Annotated in this window: 12 protein-coding genes; 9 read left to right on the plus strand and 3 right to left on the minus strand. The window is 60.0% G+C overall.

Going from position 1 to position 15,249, the window contains the following annotated elements; all coding sequences use genetic code 11:
- The first annotated feature begins 99 nt into the window (after positions 1-99).
- The 6 genes from LGH74_RS20580 (at position 100) to LGH74_RS20605 (ending at position 7,387) form a co-directional block, all read left to right on the plus strand.
- Entirely contained in the window at positions 100-843 is a 744-nt protein-coding gene (locus LGH74_RS20580) for a type III pantothenate kinase (protein WP_226179206.1), read from the plus strand.
- Positions 830-2,191 carry a BamG family beta-barrel-assembly machinery protein gene (gene bamG, locus LGH74_RS20585; protein WP_226179209.1) on the plus strand — a complete coding sequence of 454 codons (1,362 nt, stop codon included), beginning with the start codon at positions 830-832 and terminating at the stop codon, positions 2,189-2,191. The genes LGH74_RS20580 and bamG overlap by 14 nt, the downstream gene beginning before the upstream one ends.
- Positions 2,184-2,777 (plus strand): LPS export ABC transporter periplasmic protein LptC, encoded by a 594-nt coding sequence (gene lptC, locus LGH74_RS20590; RefSeq protein ID WP_226179212.1) that lies wholly within the window; start codon positions 2,184-2,186, stop codon positions 2,775-2,777. The genes bamG and lptC overlap by 8 nt, the downstream gene beginning before the upstream one ends.
- A gap of 11 nt (positions 2,778-2,788) precedes the next feature.
- Positions 2,789-3,073 (plus strand): hypothetical protein, encoded by a 285-nt coding sequence (locus tag LGH74_RS20595; RefSeq protein WP_226179215.1) that lies wholly within the window; start codon positions 2,789-2,791, stop codon positions 3,071-3,073.
- Positions 3,074-3,205: 132 nt separating this feature from the next.
- Positions 3,206-5,338: a peptidylprolyl isomerase gene (locus LGH74_RS20600; protein WP_226179219.1), complete on the plus strand. Its 2,133-nt coding sequence runs from the start codon at positions 3,206-3,208 to the stop codon at positions 5,336-5,338.
- Positions 5,339-5,566: 228 nt separating this feature from the next.
- Complete coding sequence (locus tag LGH74_RS20605; RefSeq protein ID WP_226179222.1) at positions 5,567-7,387, plus strand: tetratricopeptide repeat protein; 1,821 nt, start codon at positions 5,567-5,569, stop codon at positions 7,385-7,387.
- A 73-nt stretch (positions 7,388-7,460) separates the two neighbouring features.
- Here the strand turns inward: LGH74_RS20605 and LGH74_RS24950 are convergent, their stop codons facing one another.
- Positions 7,461-7,592, minus strand: a complete 132-nt coding sequence (locus LGH74_RS24950; RefSeq protein ID WP_262904723.1) for a hypothetical protein — start codon at positions 7,590-7,592, stop codon at positions 7,461-7,463.
- Between the two features lie 111 nt (positions 7,593-7,703).
- Here LGH74_RS24950 and recJ point away from each other — a divergent pair, with 111 nt between their 5' ends.
- Positions 7,704-9,428, plus strand: a complete 1,725-nt coding sequence (recJ, locus tag LGH74_RS20610) for a single-stranded-DNA-specific exonuclease RecJ (RefSeq protein WP_226179225.1) — start codon at positions 7,704-7,706, stop codon at positions 9,426-9,428.
- Positions 9,429-9,464: 36 nt separating this feature from the next.
- On the opposite strand, the gene LGH74_RS20615 is transcribed toward recJ, so the two are convergent.
- Entirely contained in the window at positions 9,465-10,082 is a 618-nt protein-coding gene (locus LGH74_RS20615) for a hypothetical protein (RefSeq protein ID WP_226179229.1), read from the minus strand.
- A gap of 387 nt (positions 10,083-10,469) precedes the next feature.
- Between LGH74_RS20615 and LGH74_RS20620 the strand changes: the two genes are divergently transcribed.
- Positions 10,470-12,761 carry a cytochrome P450 gene (locus tag LGH74_RS20620; RefSeq protein WP_226179232.1) on the plus strand — a complete coding sequence of 764 codons (2,292 nt, stop codon included), beginning with the start codon at positions 10,470-10,472 and terminating at the stop codon, positions 12,759-12,761.
- Between the two features lie 73 nt (positions 12,762-12,834).
- Here the strand turns inward: LGH74_RS20620 and LGH74_RS20625 are convergent, their stop codons facing one another.
- Positions 12,835-13,215, minus strand: coding sequence for a DoxX family protein (locus LGH74_RS20625; RefSeq protein ID WP_226179235.1), 381 nt, complete (start codon positions 13,213-13,215; stop codon positions 12,835-12,837).
- A gap of 135 nt (positions 13,216-13,350) precedes the next feature.
- Between LGH74_RS20625 and LGH74_RS20630 the strand changes: the two genes are divergently transcribed.
- Positions 13,351-15,195: a M61 family metallopeptidase gene (locus LGH74_RS20630; protein WP_226179238.1), complete on the plus strand. Its 1,845-nt coding sequence runs from the start codon at positions 13,351-13,353 to the stop codon at positions 15,193-15,195.
- The last annotated feature ends 54 nt before the right edge of the window (positions 15,196-15,249 follow it).

The following is a 15,249-nucleotide window of genomic DNA, read 5'->3' on the forward strand; positions in this document are numbered from 1 at the left end:
ACTCATACAGCCAGCCTGTTTGTCTTACTACTGCTTACAGAAGCGGTAGGTAAGTCCGCTGGCAGCCCCACTGCTTCCAGAACTCACTTTTATCAGTCCATGCGTACCCTCGCTCTCGATATTGGCAACACGGCCGTGAAATACGGCTGCTTTGAGGGTGACCTACTCAGCGAAACAGCCGTGGCTGCTTCCATTGAAACCATAAGTAGCTTAGTGGAGCGGGTACGGCCGGAGCATATTATCATAAGCTCCGTAGCCGCCGAAGTGGCTGGCTGGGCGCAGCAATGGCAGCAGCATGTCAAGGGGAGGGTGCTGGAGTTTAAACCGGCTACCACTTCGCTGCCGATTCGCAACGCTTACGCTACGCCCCACACGCTCGGGGCCGACCGGCTGGCCGCCGCAGTGGCCGCCGCCTGGTTTGGGCCCGCTCATGATACGCTCATCATCGACGCGGGTACGGCCATTAAGTGCGACCTAGTGGAAGCGGGCCACACGTTTCGGGGTGGTAGTATTGCGCCCGGGTTGCGGCTGCGTTTCGAGGCGCTGCACACGTTTACCGGCCGGCTGCCGTTGGTAGCTAGGCCAACCGATGTGGATGCTGCTGTGACCCTGATTGGCGACGATACGCAGGCCGCTATTCGCAGCGGAGTGCTGAACGGAGCTGTGGCGGAAATAAACGGGTTTATTGCGGAATATAGGCTCCGATATCCTGATTTGAGAATAGTACTGGCCGGCGGCGACGCGGGCTTTTTTCAACCACGGCTGAAAGGCCGTATCTTTGTCATTCCGGAGCTCGTGCTCATTGGGCTTCACCGAATACTGGTGCATAATGTTGAAAACTAAATCGGCTGGCTTTGTAGGGCTGGTAGTATTGGGCCTGATGGCCGCCCCGAACGTTCATGGCCAAGGCCTGGGCAACTCTCCCTATTCGCGCTTAGGGCTGGGCGACTATACTCCCAACCTAGGCGGAGTGCGGCAGCAGGGCATGGGTGGCATCGGCTTGGCCGCGCCCAACAGCAGCAACGTCAACGACATCAACCCGGCGCTGCTCTACTACACGGGCCGCACCACGTATGAGGCCGGGTTCAACGGGCAGTACAAAACGCTGCGCAATGCCACTACTTCCAATAAAACCGGCAGTGGTACGCTGGGCTATCTGGCCTTGAGCTTCCCCATCTCCAAATACTGGGCTGCCGCGGCTGGTCTGAAACCCTTCAGCTCGGTTGATTACGAGTCGAACACCGTGGAGAAGGTAGCCAACGACCCTAATCTGGCGCAGGTAGTAAAGCAGCAGAAAGGCGAAGGCGAAATAACCGAGGCCTATATGTCGCATGCCGTGCGGGTGGCTAAAGGTCTGACGCTGGGCGTAACGGCCTCCTATATCTTCGGCACAATAGACGAATCTATCGGCTCGGCTGTGGTGCCTGCCATCAATGACCCAAACACGACGGAAGACGACCCGACCCAATCAGCGGTTGTCGACCACGTGCATTACTCCGATTTTGCCTTCCGGGCGGGCCTACACTACCGGGGCAAAGCCAGCGAAAAGCTCAATTACAACCTCGCGGGTGTGTATAGCTTCCAAACCAAATTGGGCGGTACGCGCAGCAGCTCGCTGCGCCGGGAGGATGTCAGCGGTCTGCTGCTGGAAGAACTTGCTCTGGCCAGCGACGAGAAAGGCTCGGCTACACTGCCGGCTCTCACGCAGCTGGGCGTCAGCTTCGACAATAACAAGAACTGGAGCGCCAGTCTCGACGTGGCCCAGCAGCAATGGTCCAAGTTCAAAGGCTTTGCGGGTCCGGGTGCCAACATTGCCCTCAACAACACGATGCGCATCGGCGTGGGCGGCGAATATACCCCCGACGCTACCTCCGTCGACAACTACTTCAAGCGGGTAAGCTACCGGGCGGGCTTGAGTGTAAGCCAGATGCCCTACCGCCCCTCGGGCCAGACGCTCTACGACCGGGCCGTGAGCTGGGGCTTTGCTTTCCCTATGCCCTCTGCCACGCCACTCGAAGCTACTATCATCAGTCTGGCCTTCACCTACGGGCAGCGCGGCAATACCGACGCCAACACGCTCACGGAAGGCGGCACAACCCGTGTTATCAGCAACGTGAAGGAAGATTACGTGCGGATGCAGCTGGGCGTGACGCTTAACAACCGCTGGTTTATCAAACGCCGGATTGAGTAAGCTGCTTCTCACCATGCCTGCGTACCGCGTAAACTGGTTGCTCTGGAGTGCTTTGCTGGTCGCTGGCAGTAGCTGGAGTTGCCAGAAAAAGGACGCGGAAGTAGCCGCCAAACCGGTGGTGTACAAAGGCCCAATGGCCGAAACGAACAACGTACTCACCTTGCTCAGCGACTCGGCCAAGCTCCAAATCCGGCTGACGGCACCGCTGGAGCAAACCTTTGAAACCGGGGACCAGATTTACCCCAAAGGCGTGAAGGTCAGCTTCTACGGCGAGGGGGGCAAAACAGTGATTAACACCCTGGAAGGCAAGTACGCCAAGTATGACAAGGCGAAAAACTTCTACGTGGTGCGCGGCGACGTGAAGGTGGCCAACCAGGTGAAGCAGCAGAAGATGAATACCGAAGAGCTGTTTTACGACCGGGTCAAAGCCACCATCTACACCAAGCCCGAAACCAAGGTGCGGGTAGAAACGCTGACCGAAGTGCTGACCGGCAACGGCCTCACCGCCACCCAGGATTTCTCCCGCTACAGCATTCTGCACCCGACGGGCGTATTTACCGTCAATCAGGCCCCTCCGGCCCAATAAATGCTTCTCGTATGCGCATCGACCCCTCCATGTGGCGCACCATTCTGTTTTCGCTGGGCGTCGTCACGTTCGTTATCGGCGTGTATCAGACGCTGGTGGAAAACGACCCCAAAGAGCCCATGGCCAGCCTGCAGCGCAACTACTGGCTGTTTATGATTTCCCTGGCCTGCGTCATGTACTACCGCTACCTCAAACAGCGGCAGAAGGAGCAGGACTTTCTGGCCAAGGAGCAGAACAAGCCGAAAATTCCGCCGAAATCGGGCAAGCCAAACCCGCGCAACAAGCGCCGAAACTAGCTTTCTACCTGAAACTTGCACGCCCGGACCCTCCTCCGGGCGTTCTGGCGTCGGGCCGGTTTTGAATGTCCGGCGGATTCTGGTTATTTTGCGCCTCTTTCTACTTTTCTTACCGCGCTTTTTTTCAAGTAAATGGCATTAATTAACACGATCCGAGAAAAATCGAGCTGGGCTGTTGGCATCGTCGCCATCGGTCTGCTGCTCTTTATCGTCGGGGGAGACCTGATAGGCGGTAAAAACCGCCTGTTTAACCGTAATGAGAATTCGGTAGGCGAAATAGCCGGCGAGCAAGTAGATTATAACGAATTTCAGGCTGCTCTGGAGCAAGCCAAGCAGAACTATATTCAGCAGCAGGGCCGCCAGCCCGACGAGCAGGCTATGGGCTACCTGCGCGACCAAGCCTGGAACCAGACCATTTACCGCATTGCCTTTGCCAAGGAGTTCGAAAAGCTCGGCATTGCCGTTTCCGACGACGAGCTGACTGACATGGTGCAGGGGAAAAACATTCATCCCAGCATCCGTCAGGCCTTCACCGACCAGCAAACCGGCCAGTTCGACCGCGCCAAAGTGGTGGAATACCTGAAAAACCTCGACAAGCTGCCTCCCCAGTCGCGCGACGCCTGGTACAACTTCGAAGCCAACCTGGGCCCGGAGCGCATGGGCAACAAGTACAACAACCTGCTCAAGCTCTCGACCTACGTGACCACCGCCGAGGTAAAGCAGTACAACGAGAACCAGAACACCCGCGCCAGCATCCGCTACTTGTTCGTGCCTTACTTCTCCATTTCGGATTCGGCCGTGAAGGTAACCGACGCGCAGCTGCAGGCTTACCTCGATAAGAACAAAGGCCGCTACAAAGTGGAAGCTGGCCGCAGCATCGAGTATGTGACCATTCCGGTAACGGCTTCGGTAGAAGACAGCACCACGGTGAAGAAGACGGTAGAAGACCTGGCCAACCAGTTCCGCACTGCCCCCAACGACTCCGTATTCGCCAAAATCAACACAGACCCCGAGCACCCCTACAGCTCGGCCTACGTGTCGCCGGCCGATATGCCCGAGAAGCTGCGTCAGCAGCTACCCCTCACGGTTGGTCAGGTATATGGCCCCTTCGCCGAAAATGGCGTGTATTCCATCTTCAAAGTGACTGGTCAGAAAGCCGGCGCCCAGGCTTCGGCCCGTGCCAGCCACATCCTCATCAAGCCCGATGCTCCAACGCCGGAAGCCAAAGCTGCCGCTCTGGCCAAAGCCAAAGACATACTGGCCAAAATCAAAGCTGGGGCTGACTTTGCCGCCATGGCTCGTCAGTTTGGCACCGACGGCACCACCGCTACCGGCGGCGACCTGGGCTGGTTCACGCAGGGCCGCATGGTGCCCGAATTTGAGAAAGCCGTATTCGCCGCTACCTCGGCCGGCCTGCTGCCCGCCCCGGTAGAAACCTCGTTCGGCTACCATATCATCAAGGTAACCGCTCCTAAAAACAGCCAGACCTACCAGATTGCCGCCGTGCAGAAAAGCATTCTGCCTTCCGATGCTACCCGCGACGCTGCGTATGCCCGCGCCCAGGAGCTGAAAGGCAAAGCCACCGACCTCGCCTCGTTCCGGGCTGCCGTAGCCGCCGACAAGACCCTGCAGAAGCAGGAAGCCAAAGGCCTCGCCAGCGACGCCCGCGCCGTAAACAACCTGCAGAACGCACGGGACCTAGTGCGCTGGGCCTACGGTGCCGGCCAGGCTGGCAAGAAAACGGCCATCGGTGACATCTCCGAAGTATATGAAATCGGTGACCAGTACGTAATTGCCGTCCTCACCGAGGAGCGCGCCAAAGGCGTTGCCGACGTGGCCAGCCTGAAACAGGAGCTGTCGGCGGCCGTGCGCAACGAAGAGAAAGCCAAGCAGATCATCGAGAAGCTGAACGGCAAGAAAGGCACGCTGGAGCAGATTGCCGCCGCTTACGGCCCCACGGCCCAGGTGAAAACCGCCGACAACGTAGTACTCGGCACCGGCGTAATTCAGGGCCTGGGCGGCGAGCCGCTGGCCGTAGGCAAAGCCTTCGGCGTGAAGCCCGGTCAGCAGTCGGCCCCGTTCCAGGGTGAGCAGGGCGTACTGATTGTAGAGCCCGTGAAAATCGAGAAGCCTACCATCCCAACCGACGTGAAAACGGTTCGTCAGCAGCTGACGGCCCAACGCTCGGCCCGTGCCGATGGCGCCATCTACGAAGCGGTGAAAGCCAACGCCAACATCAAAGACGAGCGCACCAAGTTCTTCTAGGCCGGCCAACAGCCGGAAGCAAGCAAAAGGGCTGTATCTTCGGGTACGGCCCTTTTTGTTTGGCCCGTAATGCAGCCCGAAAGCTGCGGCTGGCTTCCTTCGGGCAGACAGCAACAATGAGCAGGACTACGCGGTTGGTTTTCGGGCCCGAATGAATGAAAGTAAGCCCCGGCCGGTTTACTGTCTGATTGTTACTTCACTGGCTTCTGCGCTATGCGTTTTTTCTCTTTGCGTCGCTTTGTAAAATTTGCTCCGGCTCTGGTGCTGGGCCTGGGTTTGACGATACAGTCGGCGCAGGCCCAGGACGACGGTGGCATTGCCCTGGCCCGGGAATACGCCCGCAAGGGTGAGAATGAGAAGGCCGCCTTCCTGTTTGGCCGGTTGCGCAGCGAAGAGCAGGCCGCGCCCAACGTGCTGCCCGACTACCTCACGGTGCTCGAAAACCTGAAGCGCTACAAGGACGCCGAAAAGCTGGTGAAAAAAGCTATTCGGCAGCGCCCCGAAGAGCCGGCCTACGGTGTGGCCTTGGGTAGCCTTTACACCACCGCCGGCGACGCGCCGGCCGCTGCCAAGCAGTATGAGCGGGTAGTGAGCCAGCTCACGGCTGCGCAGGTAGTACCCGTCGCCACCGAGTTTATGCGCCGCAACCTGCCCGAGTGGGCCGAAAAAGTCTACCTGAAAGGCCGTGCCCTTACCAAAGACGACACCGAGTACGCGCCCCAGCTGATTCAGCTCTACACCCAGTCGGGCCAAACGGACAAGGTGATGACCGAGACGCTGCGCCTGGTGCAGGACGATGAGCAGCAGCTGCCCTTCGTGCGCAATATGCTCCAGAACAGCCTGCGCGAAGACAAGGACTTCGATGCCCTGGAAAAGGTGCTGTTTGCCAACGTGCAGAAGTACCCCGAGCGGGCCGTGTACAGCGAGCTGCTGCTGTGGCTGCAGATGCAGCGCCGCGACTTCACCGGAGCCCTGGTGCAGGCCAAGGCCCTCGACCGGCGCGGCCGTACCGAAGGTGCCCGGGTAATGGAGCTGGCCGCTATTGCCCAGCGCAACAAAGATTTCGAAAGCGCCATTGCCGGCTTCGAGTACGTGACGCGCGAATACCGCGGGGGCATGTACTACCGCCTGGCCCGGCAGCGGTTGGTGCAGGCCCGCGAAGAGCAGGTACGCGCTACGTATCCGGTCGATTCGGCTAAAATCCGGGGGCTGATAGGGGAGTACCAGAACGTGCTGACGGAACTGGGTAAAACTCCCGAAACGGCCTCGGTGCTGCGCAGTATGGCTGCGCTCTATGCCTTCCAGCTCGATGAGAAAGACAAGGCAATGGCCATGCTGCAGGAAGTAATTGACCTGCCCCGCGCCAGCCTCGATGTGGTGGATGAAGCCAAAATCAACCTGGCCGATATCTACCTGCTGCGCGGGGAGCCCTGGGAAGCTACGCTGCTGTATTCGCAGGTGGAAAAGTCGCACAAAGAGTCGCCGGTGGGCTACGAGGCCAAGCTGCGCAACGCCCGCCTGAGCTACTACGCCGGCGACTTTAAGCTGGCCAAAAGCCACCTGGACATTCTCAAGGAAGCCACCAGTCGTGAAATTGCCAACGACGCCATGCAGCTCAGCCTGCTCATCACCGACAACACGGCCATGGACACCTCGGGCGTAGCCCTGCGCGACTACTCAGCCGTGGAGCTGCTCGTGTTCCAGAACAAGCTGGACGCAGCGCTCAAGGGCCTCGATAATCTGCTGCAGAAATACCCCGGCCACGCCCTCACCGATGACGCCTGGTACCTGAAAGCCCAGCTGCAGCGCCGCATGGGCGACTACCCCGCGGCTTTGACCACGCTCGAAAAGATTACGGCCAACCCCAAATACGACGTGCTCAGCGACGACGCGCTGTTTCTGACGGCCAGTATTGCCGAGGAAAACCTACAGGACCGCGAGAAAGCCAAAACGCTCTACAACCAGCTGCTGGTGAAATACCCCGGCAGCATCTACACCGCCGAGGCCCGCAAACGCTTCCGCAAGCTGCGCGGCGACGCGGTGAATTAGAATTAACAGCCGTAACTAAGCCGAGCAGCTGGCTCTGTTTTGCTTTCGGTAAAGCCGGGCTGGCCGTTGTGGCCTAGCGGAAGAAAATAAACATAATTGCCAGGGCCAGCAGAAATATCAGGTACATCAGGCCATCGGTCAGGATGTATTGTTTGTACTGCTTGTAAAACGCAATCAGCTTCTTCATGGCGGCGGGTTCGGGCAACGGGAAGGCAAAAATAGGCATTCGGGCCCGGCCCGGCCGGCAACAATCGGGAGGACCGCCGTTTTCTTCTTACTTTTGAAGATAACGCCCGTTAGGGCCCGCCGCCGAATTATGGAAAAAAGATGGATCCGCAAGCCTGCGCCTGAGCCCACTAAGGTTAGGCATCTGGCCGACGCTTTGCGCGTCAATGAAACCATCATTGCGCTGCTCTGCCAGCGCGGAGTGTGTTCCTACGACGAAGCCTTCCAGTATTTCCGCCCCAGCCTCGACCAGCTGCCCGACCCGCTGCGCATGCGCGACATGGACCGTGCCGTCGACCGGCTGATCACGGCTTTGCACGAAGGCCAGAAAGTACTGGTATTCGGCGACTATGATGTGGATGGCACCACGTCGGTGGCGGTGGTTTTCTCCTACCTGCGGACTCTTTTCGGCCCTGAGCGGGTCGACTACTACATTCCGGACCGCTACAAGGAAGGCTACGGCATTTCCGAGGCCGGCATCGACTACGCGCTAGAGCAGAATTTCAGCCTCATCATTGCTCTCGACTGCGGCGTGAAGGCCGTAGACCGCATCGACTACGCCAACGAGCGGGGCGTCGACTTCATCATCTGTGACCACCACTTGCCCGGCACCGAGCTGCCGAAAGCTGTGGCCGTCCTCGACCCCAAGCGTGCCGACTGTGAATACCCATTCAAGGAGCTTTCCGGCTGCGGCGTCGGCTTTAAGCTGATGCAGGCCCTGTGCCAGCACCTGGGCCTGGATGAAGCGCCCCTGTATGAACTGCTGGACTTGGTGGCCATTAGTATTGCGGCCGATATCGTGCCTATCGGGGGCGAAAACCGCATTCTGGCCTACCACGGTCTGCGCCAGCTAAACGACCGGAGCAAGGAGCTGCGGCCGGGCGTGGCGGCCCTGCGCGAGCTGGCCGGCCTGCGCGAAGGGGAGTTGACTATCAGTAGTCTGGTATTCGGGTTTGCGCCGCGCATCAACGCCGCCGGCCGCATGGGCGACGCCAAACGCTCGGTGGCCATGCTGCTGGCCGAAACCAAAGAGGAGGCCGTGGAGAAAACCGGGGTGGTGGACAAAACCAACATCGAGCGGCGCGGCTTCGATACCAGCATCACCAAGGAGGCGCTGAGCATGATTGAGGACGATGCGTCGCTAATTAATGCTCACTCCACGGTACTCTATAAGGAAGACTGGCATAAAGGTGTTATCGGCATCGTGGCCTCGCGCTGCCTCGACAAGTACTACCGCCCTACCATCATCCTGACCCAGAGCAACGGCAAAGCTACCGGCTCGGCCCGCTCGGTGGTGGGTTTCGATGTGCATCAGGCCATTAGTGAGTGCGCCGATTTGCTCGACCAATACGGCGGGCACATGTACGCGGCCGGCCTCACGCTACCGGTCGAAAACGTGGCCAAGTTCCGGGAGCGGTTTGAGCAGGTAGTAGCCGACCGGATTCTGCCCGAGCAGCTGATTCCGCCGGTGGAAATTGACGCCGTGCTACGCCTCGATGAAGTAACCGACAGCTTTTACAAGCTGCTGCACCAGATGGAGCCTTTCGGCCCGGGCAACCCTAACCCGGTGTTCGAGTCGGAATTCGTGTACGCTACGCCTGATTCGGCGCGCGTGGTGGGCAACTCTCACCTGAAGCTGACCCTCACCCAGGACGGGCGCCATACCGTGGATGCCATTGGCTTCGGCCTAGCTGAGTACCACGAGCGAATCACCGACGGCCACCCGTTCAACGTGTGTTACACGGTGGAAATCAACGAATACCGGGGACACCGCACCCTGCAGCTGCGGGTGAAGGATATCCGCTGGACGGAATAGTCTGCCCGGCGAATATCCTTTTTCACACCAGTATTATTACCGCGCCTGGGGAGCCACGAAGTATTCCGTGGTTTTGCCGGCTTGCTTCAGTACGCCTTTGCGCGTGGTTTTCACTAGATAGTCGCCGCGCAGAAACTTGACCTCCTTCAGCGGATTGCGGCCGGATACGTTGGACGTAACAGTGGCATAATTGCCCGATTCCAGCTTTATTACCGTGGCCTGCGCTTTAGGGTCTACCTCATAGTAGTCGAAAGCCTGCAAGCGCACCAGCTGGCCATCCTGGTAGTATTCGGCCAGCGCTACGTTGCCCCCAACCGTGTAGTAAAACACTTTCTCGACAACTGTGCCCACGCTCTTGTGCTTAACAATGTGCTTTTTTAGCAGCAAGCGGGGCAGCTTATCGGGTTGAAAGCTGGCCGTAGTGGGGCTGGGCGTGGTAACGTAGCCTTTAGTGCAGAGCCGGGTGCCGCCCGTAGCCACAAACGAGGTCTTGAAAAAGCTGATCTGCGCGTCCTTCTGGCTGCGAATGACGGCCGCGCGCTGAAACAGGGAGTCGCGCTCCGTGGCGAAGCGGGCCGGGTCGGTAGACTGCGCCTGTAGGGAAAGAGACGTAAGCAGCGTAAGACTGGTGCCAACAATAAACCGACTGAGCATTGGTCGCAATGAGAATAGATGAAAATGAGTCGGTGCGAAAATAATGGCTTGCCGACCGTCTGGCCAAATTGCCTTATTGTTACTCCGGCCGTAGCTGTCATCACGCCCACAACAACCGCCTGTAGAGGTAAATGCACTCAGGCCAGCGACGGAGCAGAGACCAGGCCCGTGCTAGTGGTCTGAGCTGTGACCAGACGATGCGCACGAATAGGGCCGGCCCGACGATTGTGGCAGAGCAGATAGTGGCCGGTCCAAAAGCGGTATATTGCCATAGTGTTTATAGGTAATTTCATTCGCCTAGAGGTGTTGCCAGCCCTTTTATAATAGCCGCAGCGTTTTTACCAGCATCCAACGGACTCTGCCAGTCCACTTCATTATCTGCTTCTAATGCTTCGGTTTCAAGCTTTACCCCGCGCCCTGGTGGCCCGCTATGCGCCGCCCATTGTTAAACAGCTAATGCGGCGCACCTGGCATCGCCTCCGGCAGCTGGGGCGCAAAAGTCCGGCCCAGCGCCTGCTGTTTACCTTCAACGGCCGTCACCCGTACGCGCCGGGCACGGGCCGCGACCTGTATGCCCACGAGCCGGCGTTTCGCACCACGGTTCAGGAATGTGAGCGGGTCCTGACCCAGGTGTTGGGCGGCCCTTCCATCATCAGCAACTTCACCGGGCCGCCCGCCGCCCCCGATTTCTTTGCCGATGAAGCCCGGCTGCTGCTCACCAACGTGGTGATGCAGCTGGCCCTGGTGGAGCTGTGGCTGGCCCACGGGGTGCAGCCGGAGGGGGTGCTGGGCGTTAGCGTGGGAGAAGCGGCGGCCGTGTACGCCGCCGGGGGCCTGAGCCTGCCGGATGCTCTGCGCGTGGGCCTGAACTGCTGCGTCGTCAGTCAGGTTTCCCGCCCTGACTACACGCTGCTGGTGGTCAATGCCGGTTTTGCCACGGTAGGCCGGTTGACGGACGCGTGTCCCGTCGAGCTGCTGGTCGTGCTGCTGGTGGATGCCGGGTGTTGCCTGGCGTTGTGCCCCAAAGTCGATGTGGCTGCAGCCCAGCAGTATCTGGCCGCGCATGGTATCAGCAGCACCGCGCCGCCAACCAGTCTGATCTGGCCGTATCATTCGCCGCATCTGGCTCAGCACCTGGAGGCGTTACGCGCGCCCCTGCAAGACGTTTGCCCGCAGCCGTTGGCGCTTCCCTGCTACCTGGGCACGGCCGGCCGCCAGCTGCCGGTGGGTACGGTGCTGGGGCCGGAATACTGGCTGTCGCTGGTTCAATACCCGCTAGACATTCACGGAACCTTGGGAGCCGCCCTGGCCGACGGCTATCAACTCTTCCTACCCATTGGGGTCGATTCCTTTCCTTTTCTGCGCGACCCGGCCCAGCGTGCTAGCTTGGCCGGCGTGCAGGTATTGCCCGGGCTCCAGCCGCCGCAGCCGGAGCTAACGACGATTGGGGCCAACCGGAAGCTGCTGGCCGACTACGGGCTGGTGAAAAAACACCCGCTCCCGCGGCCCGCGTTTGGAGCCGCCACTTTCATCACGCAGTTCTCGCTGGGGGCGCTGGAAACCAGCGCCGACCCGTACTCCGCCTACGCGCATCTGCTCCGTCAGGGCGGTCTACATTTCCTGCCGGCTAACAACAGCTGGCTGGTGCTGGATACCGCGCTGATTAACGCCGTGCTCCGGGAGCCGCTGGTCTTTTCGAGCAGTCCCAACGCCGGTTTTGAAAGTGCGCTGATCGGGGCCGACCCGCCCGTGCATACTGCCAACCGGCAGCTGTTGCAGCCCTTCTTTGCCCCCAAGCAATTGGCCGGGCTGCGTGAATTCACGGAGGCAATGGTGGCTGAGCTGAGCACAACGCTGCAAGCGCAGCCATCTTTCGACTTCGTCAATGACTTTACCATTCCGCTGACCCAGGCCGTGAGTGCCCAGCTACTAGGACTGACCGCCGACGAGCGCCAAAGCCTGCAACGCTGCCTACCCGGCCATGCCTACCAGCTCGACTACCTGGAGGCGCTGACCAGCTTCTTCGACGAATACCTCCAGCGGCAGCAACCCACTGCCGCGCCGACGATCCTGAATCATCTGCTCACCCTCACCCAAGCGGGACAACTAGCCCAGGATACGGCCATCAGCCTGATAAAGACCATGTGGCTGGCCAGTATTGTCACTAGCAGCATGCTGATGAGCAATGCGGCGTACTACCTGCTCACACACCCCACCGTAGCTGATCAGCTGCGGGACAACCCTTCGCTCGTCGAGCCATTTATTGAGGAAATCCTGCGCCTGGAGCCGTCCCTCAGTGCCATTGCGCGCGTAACAACCCAGGCGGTAACGCTCGGTGACCAAGAGCTGCCAGCCGGGGCATTCGTGGTGTGCAGCATTGTAGCCGCCAACCGGGACCCAGCGTATTACTCTAAACCCGATGAAGTAGACTTGAGCCGACGGCCGGCACGACACCTGTCGTTTGGCGGCGGGATTCATGCCTGCTTGGGCGCGCACTTGGCCCGCCTAGAGGCACGCACGGTGCTACACTGGCTGATAGCCCAAGGGCCCGGCTTCCGCCAGGTAAACCCCTCCGCCCCAGCCGAGTATTTCCCCTCCCACACTTTTCGCGCGCTGAATACACTGCCCGTCTCTTGGCCCTCCACGCCTGATGACTCTTTGCCGCTTAGCGGTACTTAGGAAGGGGAAATGCTGCGGTCTGGTTTCGTAAAGCGTGAGTATCGATGCTGCTGAAAGGTAGAAATCCAGGTAATTATCTACGATGATGGGCCGGCCGGCCCACCCACCACGCCCACAGAATAAGCCCGGCTTGCAGCGGCAGCCGGGCCCAGGCCAGCCAAGGTGCCACGCCCAGGCCCGCGCCGCTGGTCTGCGCCATATACACATTGGCCGGAAACACGGCCACCAGCAGCGCAATCAGGCCCCAGGCCGCCCAGCAGTGGGTGCGGCGGGGTAGTAGCAGCGCACCCAGCACCACTTCGGCCACGCCGCTGAGCAGCACCAGTTCCCGGTGCCACGGCAAATAGGGCGGCATAATGCGCAGGTAGGGCTCGGGCTTGAGGAAATGCAGCACGCCGGCGCCCACGAAAAGCAAGGCCAGGGTGTAGCGGCTAATAGTTTTGAGGCGGGACATTTGGGCGTAGCGGGGTGAGTGGGAGGGACGGAAGCGGCAACTTACGGCCTCGCCCGGCAATTTGGGCTGCCCCTACGTACTGCGTACCTTCGCCGGGCGTTGTAGCCCTCGGTTGCTATCCTATTTTTTCGACTCATGAAACTGTATTATCTCGCCCTTGGGCTGGGGCTGGCTGCGGCGGTTCCGGCAGTAGCCCAGCAGTCCGCCGGCTACCAGATCAGCCTCGACCTGCAACAGCCAGCTAACGACCGGGTACGGGTCGTTATCAATACGCCGCCCGTAAAGGAGGCGCAGGCTACCTATGTGATGCCCTCGGTAGTGCCCGGCTCTTACTCCAAGAAAGACTACGGCCGCTTCGTACAGGGCTTTACGGCCTTCGACCGGAAGGGTCAGAAGCTGAAAGTAAAGCAGCAGGGAGCCAACCTGTTCGTCATCGAAAAAGCGGGCAGTCTGGCGCGTATCGAATACCTGGTAGACGATACCTGGGACGTGAAGCAGGACGACGGCTTCATCTTCCAGCCCGGCGGCACCAACTTCGAGGCCGGCCAGAACTTCGTGCTCAACCATTACGGCCTCTACGGCTACCTCGAAGGCTATAAGATGCAGCCCTACCAGGTGACAGTGGCTAAGCCCGCCGACCTCTACGGTGCCACTTCCCTGCCGGTGAAGCGCGCCACGCCCACCCAGGACGTGTTTACGGCTGATAGCTACGTGGAGCTGGCCGACGCGCCTATTCTCTACAGCCGCCCCGATACGGCCAGCTTTAGCACCGGCGGCGCCCGGATTTCGGTGTCAGTAGTGTCGGAAACCGGGGCGGTGAAGGCCGTGCAGGTGCGCGAGATTATGCGCCCTATGGCCGAGGCCCTCACCAAGTTCTTCGGCCAGATGCCGGTGCCGACCTACCATTTTCTGATGTACTTCCCGAGCTTCTCCTCGCCGCTGGCCAGCAAAAACGGCGGCTACGGGGCTATGGAGCACTCGTATTCGTCGGTATATTTTCTGCCCGAAGTGCCCCAGGAAGAACGCCTGCGCAGCATGGTGCAGGAAGTGGCCTCGCACGAGTTTCTGCACATGCTAGCCCCGCTCAACATTCACAGCCGCGAAATCGGCGAGTTCGACTTCCGCAACCCTAAGATGTCGCAGCACCTGTGGCTCTACGAGGGCGTTACGGAGTACATTGCCCAGCTCGTGCAGGTGCGCGGCGGCTTGAGCACGCCCACCGAGTTTCGGGAGCGGATGAAGGAGAAAATCGACAAGGCCGACAAGTACCCCACGGTTTCCTTCACCGAAATGAGCCGCAAAATTCTGGAGGCGCCCTACAAGGACATGTACGACAACGTGTACGACAAGGGCGCCCTCATCGGCCTGCTGCTCGATATCCGGATTCAGGAGCTGAGCCAGGGCCGCCAGAGCCTGCGCGACGTGCTGCTGGCCCTGCGCGCCAAGTACGGTCCCACCCGCTCCTTCGAGGATGCCGCGCTGATTCCGGAAGTGGTGGCCCTCACCAACCCCGCCATTCAGCAGTTTTTCGACCAGTACGTCATCGGCAACCAGCCTTTGCCCTACGCTGAGTACTTCGATAAAATCGGGTGGCGCTATCAGGCCACGGGCCGCCGCACCATCAAGGCGTTTGGCCAGCTCGGCTTCAGCTACGACACCGAGAAAAAGCAGTTTCTGGTGGCTGGCACCAAGGCCGATGAAAATGCCTTCGGCCTGCAGGAAGGCGACGTAATCGTGGCCGTGAATGGCACGGCCGTGGACATGGGCAACGCGGAAAAGCTGCTGCGCCCCCTCGTGGAGCCTACCACCAACGACGCCGTAAAAGTCCGGTTTCAGTCGGGCGCGGCCAAAACCACTCAGGAGCGCCAGGCCACGCCCCGCGAGTTTGAGGTGGAAGTGAAGAATGCCCTGGACGAAGTCCCCGCGCCCACACCGGCCCAGCTCCAGCTGCGCGGCCAGGTGCTGAAGCCGCTCGGCTAACCGGCAGAAGTTCGAATACTACCTACAAGGCCACTTTTTCGGCCCGTTTCTCCC

The sequence above is a fragment of the Hymenobacter lucidus genome (assembly GCF_020447265.1).
Lineage (GTDB): Bacteria > Bacteroidota > Bacteroidia > Cytophagales > Hymenobacteraceae > Hymenobacter > Hymenobacter lucidus.

Coding starts and splice junctions, on each gene's coding strand:
- LGH74_RS20630 (WP_226179238.1), top strand. CDS start 13,351: ATGAAACTGTATTATCTCGCCCTTGGGCTGGGGCTGGCTGCGGCGGTT.
- recJ (WP_226179225.1), top strand. CDS start 7,704: ATGGAAAAAAGATGGATCCGCAAGCCTGCGCCTGAGCCCACTAAGGTT.
- LGH74_RS20580 (WP_226179206.1), top strand. CDS start 100: ATGCGTACCCTCGCTCTCGATATTGGCAACACGGCCGTGAAATACGGC.
- LGH74_RS20600 (WP_226179219.1), top strand. CDS start 3,206: ATGGCATTAATTAACACGATCCGAGAAAAATCGAGCTGGGCTGTTGGC.
- LGH74_RS20595 (WP_226179215.1), top strand. CDS start 2,789: ATGCGCATCGACCCCTCCATGTGGCGCACCATTCTGTTTTCGCTGGGC.
- LGH74_RS20625 (WP_226179235.1), bottom strand. CDS start 13,215: ATGTCCCGCCTCAAAACTATTAGCCGCTACACCCTGGCCTTGCTTTTC.
- LGH74_RS20620 (WP_226179232.1), top strand. CDS start 10,470: ATGCTTCGGTTTCAAGCTTTACCCCGCGCCCTGGTGGCCCGCTATGCG.
- bamG (WP_226179209.1), top strand. CDS start 830: ATGTTGAAAACTAAATCGGCTGGCTTTGTAGGGCTGGTAGTATTGGGC.
- LGH74_RS20615 (WP_226179229.1), bottom strand. CDS start 10,082: ATGCTCAGTCGGTTTATTGTTGGCACCAGTCTTACGCTGCTTACGTCT.